At 72.2% G+C, this 12,972-nt stretch carries 14 protein-coding genes; 10 read left to right on the forward strand and 4 right to left on the reverse strand.

Annotated features, from left to right (window positions below):
- Nucleotides 1-261: 261 nt before the first annotated feature.
- The 3 genes from ACF068_RS07135 (at nt 262) to ACF068_RS07145 (ending at nt 3,517) form a co-directional block, all read left to right on the forward strand.
- Nucleotides 262-2,574, forward strand: coding sequence for a FlgD immunoglobulin-like domain containing protein (locus ACF068_RS07135; protein ID WP_392273142.1), 2,313 nt, complete (start codon nt 262-264; stop codon nt 2,572-2,574).
- 152 nt (nt 2,575-2,726) lie between these two features.
- The gene (locus tag ACF068_RS07140) at nt 2,727-2,885 is read left to right on the forward strand and encodes a hypothetical protein (protein ID WP_392273143.1); all 159 of its coding nucleotides are present in this window, start codon (nt 2,727-2,729) and stop codon (nt 2,883-2,885) included.
- 17 nt (nt 2,886-2,902) lie between these two features.
- A complete protein-coding gene (locus ACF068_RS07145) occupies nt 2,903-3,517 on the forward strand; it encodes a DUF4865 family protein (protein WP_392273144.1) in 615 nt (204 codons plus the stop codon).
- Between the two features lie 3 nt (nt 3,518-3,520).
- Here the strand turns inward: ACF068_RS07145 and ACF068_RS07150 are convergent, their stop codons facing one another.
- Entirely contained in the window at nt 3,521-4,714 is a 1,194-nt protein-coding gene (locus tag ACF068_RS07150) for an alpha/beta fold hydrolase (RefSeq protein ID WP_392273145.1), read from the reverse strand.
- 112 nt (nt 4,715-4,826) lie between these two features.
- Here ACF068_RS07150 and ACF068_RS07155 point away from each other — a divergent pair, with 112 nt between their 5' ends.
- Entirely contained in the window at nt 4,827-5,423 is a 597-nt protein-coding gene (locus tag ACF068_RS07155; protein ID WP_392273146.1) for a TetR/AcrR family transcriptional regulator, read from the forward strand.
- Between the two features lie 55 nt (nt 5,424-5,478).
- Here the strand turns inward: ACF068_RS07155 and ACF068_RS07160 are convergent, their stop codons facing one another.
- Together ACF068_RS07160 and ACF068_RS07165 are read right to left on the reverse strand one after the other, a co-directional pair.
- Nucleotides 5,479-5,886, reverse strand: coding sequence for an SMI1/KNR4 family protein (locus ACF068_RS07160; protein ID WP_392273147.1), 408 nt, complete (start codon nt 5,884-5,886; stop codon nt 5,479-5,481).
- A gap of 203 nt (nt 5,887-6,089) precedes the next feature.
- Nucleotides 6,090-6,698 carry a hypothetical protein gene (locus ACF068_RS07165; RefSeq protein ID WP_392273148.1) on the reverse strand — a complete coding sequence of 203 codons (609 nt, stop codon included), beginning with the start codon at nt 6,696-6,698 and terminating at the stop codon, nt 6,090-6,092.
- A gap of 333 nt (nt 6,699-7,031) precedes the next feature.
- Here ACF068_RS07165 and ACF068_RS07170 point away from each other — a divergent pair, with 333 nt between their 5' ends.
- From ACF068_RS07170 to ACF068_RS07195, 6 genes are all read left to right on the forward strand, one after another.
- Nucleotides 7,032-7,916: a LysR family transcriptional regulator gene (locus tag ACF068_RS07170; RefSeq protein ID WP_392273149.1), complete on the forward strand. Its 885-nt coding sequence runs from the start codon at nt 7,032-7,034 to the stop codon at nt 7,914-7,916.
- 132 nt (nt 7,917-8,048) lie between these two features.
- Nucleotides 8,049-8,783: an ArsR/SmtB family transcription factor gene (locus ACF068_RS07175; RefSeq protein WP_392273150.1), complete on the forward strand. Its 735-nt coding sequence runs from the start codon at nt 8,049-8,051 to the stop codon at nt 8,781-8,783.
- Nucleotides 8,784-8,869: 86 nt separating this feature from the next.
- Nucleotides 8,870-9,829, forward strand: coding sequence for a DMT family transporter (locus ACF068_RS07180; protein WP_392273151.1), 960 nt, complete (start codon nt 8,870-8,872; stop codon nt 9,827-9,829).
- Between the two features lie 226 nt (nt 9,830-10,055).
- Nucleotides 10,056-11,012 carry a hypothetical protein gene (locus ACF068_RS07185; protein ID WP_392273152.1) on the forward strand — a complete coding sequence of 319 codons (957 nt, stop codon included), beginning with the start codon at nt 10,056-10,058 and terminating at the stop codon, nt 11,010-11,012.
- Nucleotides 11,013-11,362: 350 nt separating this feature from the next.
- Nucleotides 11,363-11,641 (forward strand): nuclear transport factor 2 family protein, encoded by a 279-nt coding sequence (locus ACF068_RS07190; protein ID WP_392273153.1) that lies wholly within the window; start codon nt 11,363-11,365, stop codon nt 11,639-11,641.
- A 170-nt stretch (nt 11,642-11,811) separates the two neighbouring features.
- A complete protein-coding gene (locus ACF068_RS07195; protein WP_392273154.1) occupies nt 11,812-12,399 on the forward strand; it encodes a hypothetical protein in 588 nt (195 codons plus the stop codon).
- Nucleotides 12,400-12,623: 224 nt separating this feature from the next.
- On the opposite strand, the gene ACF068_RS07200 is transcribed toward ACF068_RS07195, so the two are convergent.
- On the reverse strand, nt 12,624-12,972 hold a 349-nt coding region (locus ACF068_RS07200), incomplete at its 5' end, for an ArsR/SmtB family transcription factor (protein WP_392273155.1).

Consider the following 12,972-nt stretch of genomic DNA (forward strand, 5'->3'; position numbering starts at 1 on the left):
GCGAGCCGCGCCGGAGCTGCTGCCTCATCCGCGATCCCCATGCCCGTCACCCCCGTCGGCTGCAACGTGCCGCACACGTCCCGCATTCCACGACCGCCCCGGCGGTTCGCCGGGCAAGTCGGCCTGGCCCGACCGCTGTTGCCACGGCCCTGCGACGAAAAGGAGTGCGGAAACCCGTGCACAACTCCCGCTCCCTTATGTATGGTTAACCGAGTTCACACCGCAAAGAGTAAGGTTATTGGTTAACAAGAGGGGGGTCAGGTGTCCCATCACCTGCGCGCAACCAGCCGTTCGAGCCGTACCCGGCGAACCCGCCGTACCGCCATCGCCGTCGTCCTGGCGGCGGGACTGACAACCGCCCTGCCGGTCACGGCCGAAGCGGCCGAAGCGGCGGCGGCCGCCGTGACGTCCGGCGCGTCGGGACCGGCCGAGGTCGTCCTGCCCGCCCCCGACGCCTACGGCGAAGGCACGGAGACGGTGCTGGCGACCGGCAGCCAGGGCGTGCTGCACCGCGAGGGCGGCGGCTACCTCTGGACGACGACGTACAACCGCACCACCAAGCCCGTCCCGGCCCTCGACGGCGTCCCGGAGGACGCCATCGTGCGCGGACACGACGAGTACGACCGCGTCGTCTACACCCGGCCGCGCGAGGACGGCGGAACGGACGTCGTGCGGGTCGGCATCGAGGACCCGCGCTTCACCAACACCATCAGCGTGCCGACGGGCTATCTGAACCCGCGCGTGGCCAACGGCTGGGTGCTGGCCACCGTCGACCGGGGCGACGGAACGTACGAGCTGCGCGTGGCGCGCGGCGGGGACCCGGCCGCCGACCCCGTCGTGAAGCTGCCCGCCGGAGCCACCACCGGAGCCGAACCCGTACTGCTCGGCGCCCAGTACAACCAGCTCGTCATCGGCTACCGCAACGCCGACGGCACCCCCGGCTACGGCATCCTCACCGCCTACAACGGCAACGTGACCCCCCTGCCGGTCACCGGTTCCGCCCGCAGCTTCCGCATCACGCGCAGCACGGTCAGCTGGTTCTCCCGCGACGGCGAGACGGGTGTGCGGATCATGCCGCTCGGCAGCACGTCCGCCCCGCGCGTCGTGCCGCTGCCCGTCCGGTCGCCCGAGAGCGCGGTCACCACCTTCGTCGTGGGCGACAACGTGCTCTGGTATGAGGGCGGCGGCGGGCCGCTGCGCCTGACCCCCTTCGACGGCGCCGAGACCGAGCGGACCCTGCTGAGCGACGTCGAGCAGGCGTTCCTCCGCTCCGAGGGCACCGGTTCGCTGGTCGTGCTCGGGAAGGACGCCGACGGCAAGCGGGCCGTGCACCACTACAGCGTGGACGGCGCGGGGCTCGTCTTCGACCTCCCGCTGCGCCAAGTGCCCCGGGTCAAGACGGCGGACGGGGCGATCGAGGCACTCGGCCTCGACCGGGGGCGCCTCCGCTACCTCAACTCCCTCACCGGCGAGCGGACGTTGCACGGCGAGGACGTCGGCACCGGACTCGACCCGGCCGACGGCGCCGCACTCGCCGACTTCCCGGGCCTGAAGGCCGGCCGCTTCCGGGACGGCACCGACGAGGGACTCGCCAGGCTGGTCGCCGATGCCGGCACCGGCACCGATGTGCTGGTGACCGGCGACGACCCCGGCCATCCGGTGGACAGCCTGCCGCTGCCGGGCACGAACGGCCGGATCGTCGACGCGGCGCCGGAGTTCGTCCTGTACGAGGCGGGCGGACGGCAGTACGTCGTGGACACCGCCCGGGACCGTGTCGTCCGCGAACAACCCGTACAGGCCGCCGTCCTGGAGCAGAACACGTTGTTCAAGCCGGCGCCGAAGTCGCCCGGCACGGTGAAGGTCGTCAACCTGCGCTCCGGAAAGGTCGCGGGGAGCGTCACCCTCGGTTCCGGCTGCGTCCCCGACGAACTCCAGCACAGCGGCACCCTGCTGTACTGGAGCTGCGCCGGCAAGGGCACGGCAGGCGTACGCGACCTCGCCACCGGCCGCACCTACCCCGCCCCCGCGTCCGGCGTCCTCCTGGGCGACCGCTTCCTCGCCCACCGCACCCCGTCCGGCGACGTGCGCCTCACCGCCCTGGAGGCGGACGGCGGCACGGTCGACCTGGGCACCGTCACGGGCCTGAAGCAGCCCTCGGACGGGGGCGACGGACGCGGCACCACCTGGACCCTCGACGCGCGGGCCGGGAAGCTGGCCTGGGTCGGCACTGACGACGCCGTCCACGTCACCGCACCGCAGCAGGCGGTCTCCCCACTGGACGTCGTCCGTACCACCGCGCCCCGGACACCGGCCGGTGAATGGTCCGCCGCATGGTGGCTCAGCAAGCCCGCGGCGTCCTGGCAGGTGACGCTCACCCGCCGCGCGACCGGTGAGGTCGTCCGCACCTGGACCGGTACGGACGCCCGCAGCGCAGTACGGGTCACCTGGGACCGCACGTCCGAGTCGGGGACGCCGGTCGCTCCCGGCGCGTACACCTGGCGTCTCACCGCGGCGCCGGCGGACGGGAGGGGCGCGGACGCGACCGCGTCGGGCGTCGTGAAGGTCACCGGCTGAGTCCCGTACGGGACGCCGGCCGGCCCCTCTTCCACGCCGCCACCGTGGGGGTGGGGCCGCCGCCCGGGCTCAGGGCAGCGCCGCCTGGGGCGGGTGAACGCATTGCCCCCAGGCGAATCCCGAGACGCCTTCCAGGCGGACGGCCCCGGACGGTGGGCCGCCGGCGCGGCGCGCACGAGGCGGCGGGCGCGGAGCGCGCCGCGCTCGTCGCCGAGGAGGTGGATCTCCTGGTCGGCGGCCATGGCGACGCCCGCACCGCCACCGTCGTCACGGCGGCCTCCCCACCCGCCGCATCACCGACCAACCGGTAAGAAAGGCAGCACCCTTCGTGTACGCCAAGCAGTACGAGATCACCCTGCCCGCCGACTACGACATGGGCACCATCCGCAAGCGGGTGGCCGACGGCGGCCACGTCCTCGACGACCGCGCCGGCCTCGGGCTCAAGGCCTACGTCATCCGCGAACGCGGCATCGACGACTCGCCGGTCAACCAGTACGCCCCCTTCTACCTGTGGAACGACACGGGCGCGATGGCCCGCTTCCTCGTCGGCGGCGGCGGGTTCCAGAACATCGTCCGGGACTTCGGCCGGCCGGTCGCCCGCCACTGGACGGGCATCTCCTGCCACGCCGGACCCGCCCGCACGGCACCCGTCGCATCCGCCTCGCGCCGCCTCACTCCCGTACCGCTCGACGCCGACGCGGACGGTACCGGCACAGGTCTGTCCGCGCTCATCGACCGGGAGGCCGAGCAGGTGCGGCGGCTCTCCCGCCAGGACGGCGTCCACACCGCCGCGTTGGCGGTCGACCCGCACCACTGGCAGCTCCTGCGGTTCGTGCTGTGGGCGGACGCCTCCGCGCCGGACCAGGACGCGACCGAGCGCTACCAGGTCCTGCACCTGTCCGCCCCGGGCCTGGGAGACCTGCCGGACGGACGGACCTGGTAGACGTCACAGGGCCCGGTCGAGCCAGTCGTACATGTGCTGGTGGAGGGTGGAGCGGCCCCCGTAGGCGCAGTGTTGGCCCGCTCCGTCCGCCTCGGACAGGGCGACCAGGGTGCTCGGGCACCGCAACTCCCGGTGCAGCCGGGCGGGTTCCCCCTTGAAGACGAAGTCGTTGTCCGGGTCGAAGACGAGTGACGGGGTGGTGATGCGCCGGGCTACCCCGTCCAGGGTGTACGGGCGTGAGCGGCGTACGTAGTCGGGGATCGATGCGGCGCCGAAGGTCCACGCGCCGTTGCGCAGCGCCCACCGCAAGGACGTGTCGCCCGCCAGCGCGAGCGACAGGGCGTGTTCGGCCTCCTCGTCGCGGCCGTCGAGGGCCCACTGCAACAGCCACGCGGGAAGGAGGCGGGTGGTGGCCTCGTAGTAGCTGTAGATCCCGCCGTCGAGGACGAGGGCCGCCGCCCGGTGTTCGAAGGCGGCGGCGCGGGCGACCAGGTGGCCGCCGAAGCTGTAGCCGTGCAGCGCGATCCGGCCGGGGTGGATCTCGGGGCGGGTGAGGGCGAAGTCGACCACGGGGGTGAGGACCGCCTCCCAGTCGGGCCGGAAGAACAGGCGCTGGTCGCGCAGGGCGGCGCCCTGGCCGGGACCGTCGTAGGCCAGGCAGTTGTAGCCGCGGCGCAGTGCGGCCGCGGCGACGGCGAAGTAGGCCTCCTCGAGGATGGAGTCGTAGCCGCTGGTGAAGATCACGGTCGGTCGCGGGGTGCCGGAGTCGTCCACCAGGAAGAGGTAGCCGGGCAACGTCGTGTCCTCGTACGGGATCGCGACCGGCTCGACAGGGCTGTCCAGGAGCGAGGCGGCGACGCCGAACGTGCCGCGCGCCAGTGACGAGAGCTCCTTGGCGCGGTCGTCGGCGAACGGGTCGTCGCGCAGGTAGAACTCGGCGGTGCGGTAGTAGTTCGACGCCCGGAGGAGGGCTTCGCGGGCGCTGACGCGGTGCCCGGCGGCCAGCGCCTCGTCGCCCAGGGCGTGGACGCGGGCGGCGGTGGCGCGCCACTGCTCGTACCAGGCGTCCTCGTCGCCGTCGGGGATGGCGCGCGCGGTGACGATGACCTCACCGAGGTCGGCCCCGCCGTAGGGGGCGAAGCAGGCGGTGCGCAGGGTCTCGAAGTCGAAGGACTCGTCATGGAAAAGGAACGTCACTGCTGTCTCTCCAGCGCGCTAGACGAGACGGATCCGTTCCGTCTCGGTTGATCGTGACCGTACTCCTCGTCCAAGGCGAGACGCAACCGTTCCGTCTCGGTATGCTGGCGGCATGAGCCGACCACCCTCCGCCCGCCCCGCCGGCGGCCCCGTCCTCCAGGACACGGTCACCGACGCCCTCCGTACCGCCTTCTTCGAGGAACTCGCCGAAGTCGGGTACGGGAAACTGTCCTTGGAGGCCGTCGCCCGCCGGGCCGGCACGGGCAAGGCCGCCATCTACCGGCGCTGGCCGTCCAAGGAAGCCATGACCATCGACCTCGTCGTCCAGGTCTCGGTCACCGCCGCGGACACGCCCGACACCGGCAGTCTGCGCGGCGACGTGCTGGCCTACCTGACCGAGACCGACCAGGCGCTACGGCACCCGCTGGTCGCGCGGATCCTTCCCGACCTGCTGGCCGCCCGCTCCTACCACCCCGGCATCGCCACCACGCTCGGCGAGCGGATCGGCGAGGGCCGCCGCGCCAAGGTCGGTGCCCTCCTGGACCGGGCCGTCCAGCGCGGTGAACTGCCCGCCGACACCGACCTGGACCTGTGCCTCGACTTCCTGGCGGGCCCGCTGTACTGGGCCACCACCGTGCGCCGGGCGCCCGCCGACCCCGCACTCCTCGCCCGCATGACCGACAAGGTGGTCGCCGCCCTCGTCGCCTAGCGCCCGAGCAGCAGCCCCCGCGAACGCGGCCTCCACCGGCGGCGGCTCCCGGGCATCAGGGCCCGAGCCAGACGTCGCGCGCCCAGTGCCACACGGAGTCCCAGCGGTCCTCGGTCAAGCCGTACGTGTCGCACGACCAGACGACGACCGTGCTGTCCGGCGCGACCAGCCAGAAGAGACTCTCGTCCTGGCACAGGACCACCAGGTCGCGCGGGACCCCCTGCTCCCAGGCCAGGGCCGCGAGGTCCGGCAGGTGGGTTTCCAGCAACGGATCCGTGACGGTCACCGGTGACGGACCGTCACAGACGACATCGCTGACACGGAGCAGGAACTCCTTGAGGCCCGCGGGCAGCGTCATCCCGTGCTCCCGCTCGAACCGTGCGAGGAACGCCTCGTCGGGGAGATCCATCAGTGGCCAGTCGGGATAGTGGGCCGCCCGGATCCGCTCGATGACGTCTTCCATGTCTCTCCTCGCCTCGTGACAACGCCGGACCCTCCGTGCGCGAGCCCGGACAAGCCTGTCACCAGCCACTGACAGTCCGCCCGGCCTCGTCCGGGACCACGGTGGCCGCGCCGACCGGCGGCGCGATGCTGGTCCGCTCCTTCAGGGGCACGTTCCGGTCGGGCCCCCGGCGCCGCTGCAAACCGCGGAGGATCACCGGCGGGCTATTCGCTCAACCCCACGACGCACCACCCGCGTTCAGCCGCCTCGGTCAGCACATGGCCCCACTGCGTCAGCAGGTCCGAGAACCGGCCGAAGTCGTGCACCCACCCGTCGGGGAGGGCGGCATGCGCGCTGAAGGCCCCCTCCATACCGCTGAGAAGAGGGCGTACGCGACGCCAGACCGCGGCAAGGCCCCGCACGCTCTCCGGCGACAGTGCCAGCAGGACACCGTAGTCGTCCGCGCCGAAGAACCCCGTGTCGGTCTGCTCCGCTTCTCCGTCCAGCCCGATCCACACGAGCCCGAGCAAGAACGTGTCCAACACGTTTCGCAGCGTGGGGTCGACATGGTCACGGGCGGCTTCCCACCGCTGTCCGGCCCAGAAATGGGCTTTGAACGAACCAAGGGTGTCCCGGAACTCGTACAGGGCGAACACCGCGCTGTTCGGCCCTTGCGGCCAAACCCAGCCGCTGGTGACCGGCGGCGCTCCGTGGTCCCACAGTCGCGTCTCGTCCGCGTACCAGGCGTCCCTCAGCCGAGCCACTCGCCCCTGGGGCGGGACCTCCGCCAGCCATGAGGGGTCGGCGATCAACACGGTGAGGTCCAGTCCCATGGCTGTGAGCGTACCGACCCCGCTTCCAGGTGATCATCTCTTGCCGGGCAGGCGGCTCCGTCCCCGGCATCCCGCGCGGGCCCCGCCACCCCTTCGACGGCGCCGGCCCGCGCCAGGCGTCGTCGCGGCGTCCGACGGATCAGCCACCCGCCGGTTCCGTCACCGGCGGGTGGGGTCGGCACCCGCGCTCCCGCCGTGCTCCACCCCTCCGGACCGGGTACGTGAGCGCGGGAGGCGGGTTGCCGCCCTGTTGCGAACGATCGTGATCCCGTGCGCGGTCGCAGTCAATCCTGGGGTTTCATTGCCCTTACCCAAGCGATAACTTGGGCCCCTGTGACTCTTGATGATCTGCGTGTGTTCGTCGCGGTGTGCCGGGCCGGCAACCTGAGCGCCGTGGCCCGGGACCTGGGCTGCACCCAGTCGGCAGTCAGCCAGCATGTGAAACGGCTGGAGAAGGAGACCGGCATACGCCTCCTCGAACGCCATCCCCGTGGAGTGGCCCCCACGCCGGCAGGGCGGGTGCTGCAGGCGGCTGCGGCGGACGGCATCGCCGGCCTGGACTCGGCCCTGCGGAGCGTGGGGGAACTCGCACGCGGGGAAGCCGGTTCGGTACGGGTGACGACCGGTGCCACGACGGTGCGCCACTTCATGGCCGAAGCCGTCGTGGCCTTCCGGAGCCGGCACCCCAAGGTGACCCTGGAGTTCCGCACGGAGACCTCCAGCCACGATTGCTTCGCCGCACTGGCCTCCAACACCGTGGACCTCGCCTGGATCACCCTCGGCCGCCCGGTCCGCGGCATCGAGCAGCGCCCCGTCACCGAGTTGCCGTGGGTCCTCGCCGTACGGTCCGACGACCCCCTCGCCGACCGGTCCCACGTCCAGGTCGCCGATCTCGCCCACATCAGGCACATCCGGCTGCCGGAGAACTCCTCCTCCCGCGCCCATCTCGACACCGCCTTCGCGAGACTGGGCATCCACGTCACGTCCGACACCAGCGTCGCCGACTGGGACACGGCCATCCTGCTGGCCGAACTCGGCCTCGGCCACGCCATCGTGCCCGCCCTGCCCGGCCGGCAGGACCGGAACGGCCCCCACCCTCTGCGCCTCCTGCCCATTCCCGACCTGCCGAAGCTGTCGGTGGGCTGGGCCGTACGCCGCTGGGACGCCCTCTCCCCGCTCGCCCGCGCCTTCGCCGACACCGTCACCGCCACCCCCTAGAGGCCGACCGCGCGCCCCGCCTCGGCCGACGAAGGCACTCCGCCCGGGCCCGCCCGGCCTGCCGCCGCCCGGATGGGCACTCCTCGGCGATGCGTTTCGGCGCCTGCCGAAGTGATGGGGCATCCTGGAGTCATGGATCAGGTACCTCCTCCCAGACCGGCGGACGCTCCGGCCCCCGCCGCGAAGCTGGCCTCCTTCGCCGCCGCCCTGGCCGACGAGACGCGAGCCGCCATCTGCATGTGCCTGCTGGAAGGACGTGCCTGGACGGCAGGCGAACTGGCCCGCGCCACCGGGGTCGCCCCCTCCACCATCAGCGGGCACCTGACCCGGCTCCTCGACGCGGACATCTGCGTGATGGAGCGGCAGGGGCGGCACGCGTACGTGCGCATCGCCGATGCCGCCACCGCCCGTGTGGTGGATGAATTGGCCACCCACGCCGTCCCGGGCCGTGACGCGGCGCACGCCGTGCCGGTGGTCGCCGCACCGGACCCGATGGTGCGGGCCCGCACGTGCTACGACCACTTCGCCGGGCGGCTCGGTATGGCGGTGACGGACGCGATGGAGCACCGGGGTCTGCTGCGCACGGAGGGCGTGTTCGCACTGACGGAAGCGGGGCTCCACTGGTACGAGGAGGCGGGCATCGACGTGAGAGGTGCGGGGCGCCGACCACAGGCGAGTTCCTGCCTGGACTGGACGGAGCGCCGGCGCCACCTGGGCGGCCTGGCCGGGGCAAGGCTGTGCGCACGGGCCCTGGAGCAAGCGTGGGTCGTACGCCCGGAAGGCGGTGGACGGGCCCTGCTGGTGACGCCGGAGGGGGAGAAGGCCTTCGGCGAACTCCTGGGCCTCACCGCGCAGTCATGGCGCTAGAGGCCTTCCGGCAGTGCTGACCACCATTCCAGCCCTCGACAATATTTCGGTGCATGCCGAAGTGTGGGGAGGTAAGGTCAGGAGGCATGAAGACCCCACCGCGTGCCCTTCCGCCCGGCCTGCTCACCGGCGGCGCCGTCTGCTTCACCGTGTTCGCCTGGGCCTCCGCCTTCGTCTCCATCCGCAGCGCCGCAGCCGCCTACTCCCCAGGGGCACTTGCCCTCGGCAGGCTGCTCGCCGCCTCGCTCGTCCTTGTGACGCTGCTCCTCCTGCGCCGTGAAGGCCTGCCTCCGCGCGGCGCCCGAAGGGGCATCCTGATTTCCGGACTCGTATGGTTCGCCGGCTACATGGTGGCGCTGAACTGGGGCGAACGCCTCGTCGACGCGGGCACCGCTTCCTTGCTCGTCAATACCGGGCCGATCCTCATGGCGCTCCTCGCCGCGCGCCTGCTCGGCGAGGCCCTGCCGCCGCGGCTGCTGATGGGCACAGCGATCTCCTTCGTCGGCGCCGTGGTCGTCGGCCTGTCGATGTCGGCAGGAGGAGACGGCTCGACGTCGGTGCTCGGGGTAGCACTGTGCCTGCTCGCGGCGGTGGCATACGCGACAGGGGTCATCGCGCAGAAGCCCGCCCTTTCCTACGGGACCCCGCTGCAGATCACCACGTTCAGTTGCCTCACCGGGACCGTGGCGTGCCTGCCGTTCACCGGTCAACTGGTCGCGGAAATCCCCCGGGCCCCGCTCTCCGCCACCCTCAACATGGTCTACCTGGGCGTGGTCCCCACCGCCCTGGCCTTCACCACCTGGACCTACGCTCTCGCACGGACGCCGGCCGGGAAACTCGGCGCGACCACCTACGCCGTACCGGCCATCGTCGTGCTGCTGAGCTGGATCCTCCTGGGCGAGGTCCCGGCCTGGCTGAGCCTGCTGGGCGGCCTGCTCTGCCTGACCGGGGTGGCCATCTCCCGCTACCACGGCCGGCCCCGCAAGGACCCGGCGGTGCGCGCGGACACGGCCTCACCCCAACCCGCCGCCACACATCGGCGATAGCGCACGGCGCCGGCTTCGCGATTCACCGCCTGGTCCGCCGCCGGTGGGCCGGTCGCACCGCTACCCGACGACGGCGTCACACGTTGCTCACCCGACCGGGGGAGGCGGATCAACCGGGAGGCCGATGTGGGTGCGCCGAGATCAGTGCGATGTTCGGTGCATGGACGGTGCGACAGAGACGTCGAGGGCGCCTTGGCGCCGGGGGTGGCAACAGTGGCCGCGCTGGGTGGGCCGGGCCGCAATGGCGTGGGCGGTGGTGTACGCGTGCTTCGGCCTGGCCGGCGCACTGGGCGGGCGGCCGCTGTTCTACCTGGGCGACGTCCCGGGGCCCCCGGCACTGGGCTGGGGCGTCGTGGCGGTCGGGTCGCTGGCGGCGGTGGCCTGTGGCGCGGTGGCGCGGTGGGGACCGCGGCCGGCGTTACGAGCGGTGCTGTGGGTGGCGTGCGTACTGGTCGCGATCGCCGCGTTCGGGCTCCTGATGGACGTCATCACCGTCCTGTTCGGTCAGGGCGTGGACAGCCGACTGGCCGCTACGCACCACCTATGGGCGGCGGCCGGGGTGCTGCTGCTCGCGGCCACCGTCCGGTCCACGCACCGCTCACCGGCCGTGGCCGTCGCACCACCGCCGTCCGCCGGCTCCGGGACGGCGCAGCTTGCCGCCTCCGCCGGGACGCTGGCCTTTGTTCCGTACGCGGTGATGAAACTGACCTGGGTATCCGGGGGCACATTCGCCGGGATCACCGGTGAAGAGATGCTCGCGATTTCCCGGCGCAACGGTGCTTCCGGTATCTGGCTCACCCTGGAGTCGTGGGGCCTGGACGCCACCGTGCTGCTGGCAGCCCTCGGCGTGTTCCTGCTGTGGGGCCTGGTACGCCCGTGGGGCCAGGTCTTCCCCCGCTGGACGCCGTGGCTGCGAGGTCGGCGTGTGCCCCGCTGGCTCCCGCTGGCTCCCGCTGCGATCGGTGCTGCCACCCTGGCTCCGTACGGGGTGTTCGGAGTCGCCTATGCCGCCCTGTCCTCGGCCGGCGTGGTCACGATGCGGCGCGGCGACTTCCCTTCCTCGAGCGACGCGCTGTTGGTGACCTGGGTCGGCATGACAGCGTTCGCCGTCTACGGGGCGGCCCTGATCGTCGCCATCCGCTCGTACTGGCTCCGGACTTCCGGCCACAGCCCCGACGCATGACCTCCCTTTCCTGACGGGCAGGTGAGCGATGTCCTCGGGCGGAGGCCGGCAGCCACCCCCGGTCCGGGGGGCACCTTTTCGGGTTCCCCGCCAAGGCGCCACGACGACCGTGCGGAACCGCTCCTCGACGTCCGAATGCCGCCGGCGAGATCCTCCATCGGTGATCAAGCTGGTGCCATGGCAATGTCATCGCCCACGGATTGAGTGACCGTCCTGACCGGCATGGACGCGGCCGAGGCGGAGTATTTGGCGGCGGGCGGCCCCGGCGAGGCTTCGTTCAGCCTGCTGGCCCCCTTCTTCTCGCCGGATGTCGAGTTCCATCAAGCGGACGCCCTGCCCTATGGAGGCACATGGCGTGGGCACAGCGGCCTGATGCGGTTCTTCCGCAGGATGGGGGAGGTGTGGGAGTCGTTCGACATGGTGAAGCAGGAGTCGCCACCGGCGAGACCTCGGTCGTACTCACACAGGTCCATGCCCGCGCTCGGGCGACCGGCCGTGAACTCGGCTTCCCGATCCTGCAAACGATCACGGTCAAGGACGGGCGGATCACCGAGGTCCGCCCCGTCTACTGGGACACACGGGCGATCGCCGACGTCTGCACCGTGCCGACATCGGCCCCGCCGGACTGACGACCGACACCGGCGTAGCCGGGCGATCGCCGCCCACTGGCGTGACGCCTCCCGCGTCCCCTTGTCCTCCATTCGCAGCAGTTGCGATGGCCCGCCCCCACGCTCTGGGCGACGGTGGGCAAGGCGTCGGCCGCCATTGCCGACGCGTGGACGACAGCCGAGGAGACAGCGTGTCCGACCGTCATACGATGCTGCGTGGATTGCACGATGTGGGGCTGGCCGCCTGGTTCGGCGGCTCCCTGATGGGCGCGGTCGGATTGAACGGCGCCGCCCGCGACGAGGGCGGAACCTGGGCGACGACGGCGCGTATCGCCAGTTCCGGCTGGGGCAAGTGGACACCGGTCAACGCCGCGGCGATCGCCGCCCACCTTTTCGGCTCGGGCGGCTTGCTCGCGGTGAACGCGCCCCGCGTGGCCGCCCAGCAGGGCGTGGCCGCCTCCACCCTCGCCAAGACCGTCCTGACCGGAGCCGCACTCGCGGCCACCGCCTACAGCCGCGTGCTGGGCAAGAAGATCGAACTCGCCTCCTCTGCCGACCCGGAGGACGCCCACAAGGCCGCCAAGCACCCCATCGACACCGACAAGGCCCAGCAACACCTGACCTTCATGCAGTGGGCCGTCCCGGCGCTGACCGGCGGTCTGCTCGTCCTCAACGCCCTGCACGGAGAGCAGCAGCGCCCCGCCGAACAGGCCCAGGGCATGTGGCAGCGCGCCCTGTCCATGACACCCGACATGCCGCACTGGCACTTCTCCCACTGAGGGAAGGCGGCACGGGCTCGACCACCGCGGTCCAGCGTGAACGGCGCGCTGCCCCGGGACCGGGGGCCGGGCCCGCTCGCCCAAGTCGTCCCGTATGCGGCCGGACATGCCGGACACGGTCGCCCGAATCCGCGGGCACCCCGTCGAGGGCGGCGGCCGTCCGCGACCGTCGGGGAACCTGCGGGCTGTGCACCTCCGCGACCGTACGGTGCGGGGCCCTGCCGTCACAGACCACCGCACTCGGAGGACTGTGCCGCCACCAGGCCCTGACCTGCCGCGGTGCGGAAGTAGAGGACCGAGCGGCCGGCGCGCCGGCGCTGAGCCAGACGAGCCTCACGCAGGATCCGCAGGTGCCGGCCGACCGAACCCAGAGGCAGGCCGGTGAGAGCCACCAGCTGGGTGGTGGACTTCGGGGTGTCGAGCAGGGTGAGGAGTTCCGCTCGGGCGGTCCCGAGAAGGGCGGCCAGAGCCCTCGGTGCCGCGCGGAGGCCGTCGCCGGCCAGAACCCCTGAGCACGGGTAGACGACCGCGTACCGCCGCACGGAACGCGAGCACCGATCGTCGGCGGACGGG

The organism is Streptomyces sp. NPDC016309 (assembly GCF_043077235.1).
GTDB lineage: Bacteria > Actinomycetota > Actinomycetes > Streptomycetales > Streptomycetaceae > Streptomyces.

Bases quoted from the DNA above. Each gene is read 5' to 3' on its own strand.
- ACF068_RS07155 (WP_392273146.1), top strand. From the start codon at position 4,827: ATGAGCCGACCACCCTCCGCCCGCCCCGCCGGCGGCCCCGTCCTCCAG.
- ACF068_RS07180 (WP_392273151.1), top strand. From the start codon at position 8,870: ATGAAGACCCCACCGCGTGCCCTTCCGCCCGGCCTGCTCACCGGCGGC.
- ACF068_RS07190 (WP_392273153.1), top strand. From the start codon at position 11,363: ATGGCGTGGGCACAGCGGCCTGATGCGGTTCTTCCGCAGGATGGGGGA.
- ACF068_RS07160 (WP_392273147.1), bottom strand. From the start codon at position 5,886: ATGGAAGACGTCATCGAGCGGATCCGGGCGGCCCACTATCCCGACTGG.
- ACF068_RS07175 (WP_392273150.1), top strand. From the start codon at position 8,049: ATGGATCAGGTACCTCCTCCCAGACCGGCGGACGCTCCGGCCCCCGCC.
- ACF068_RS07165 (WP_392273148.1), bottom strand. From the start codon at position 6,698: ATGGGACTGGACCTCACCGTGTTGATCGCCGACCCCTCATGGCTGGCG.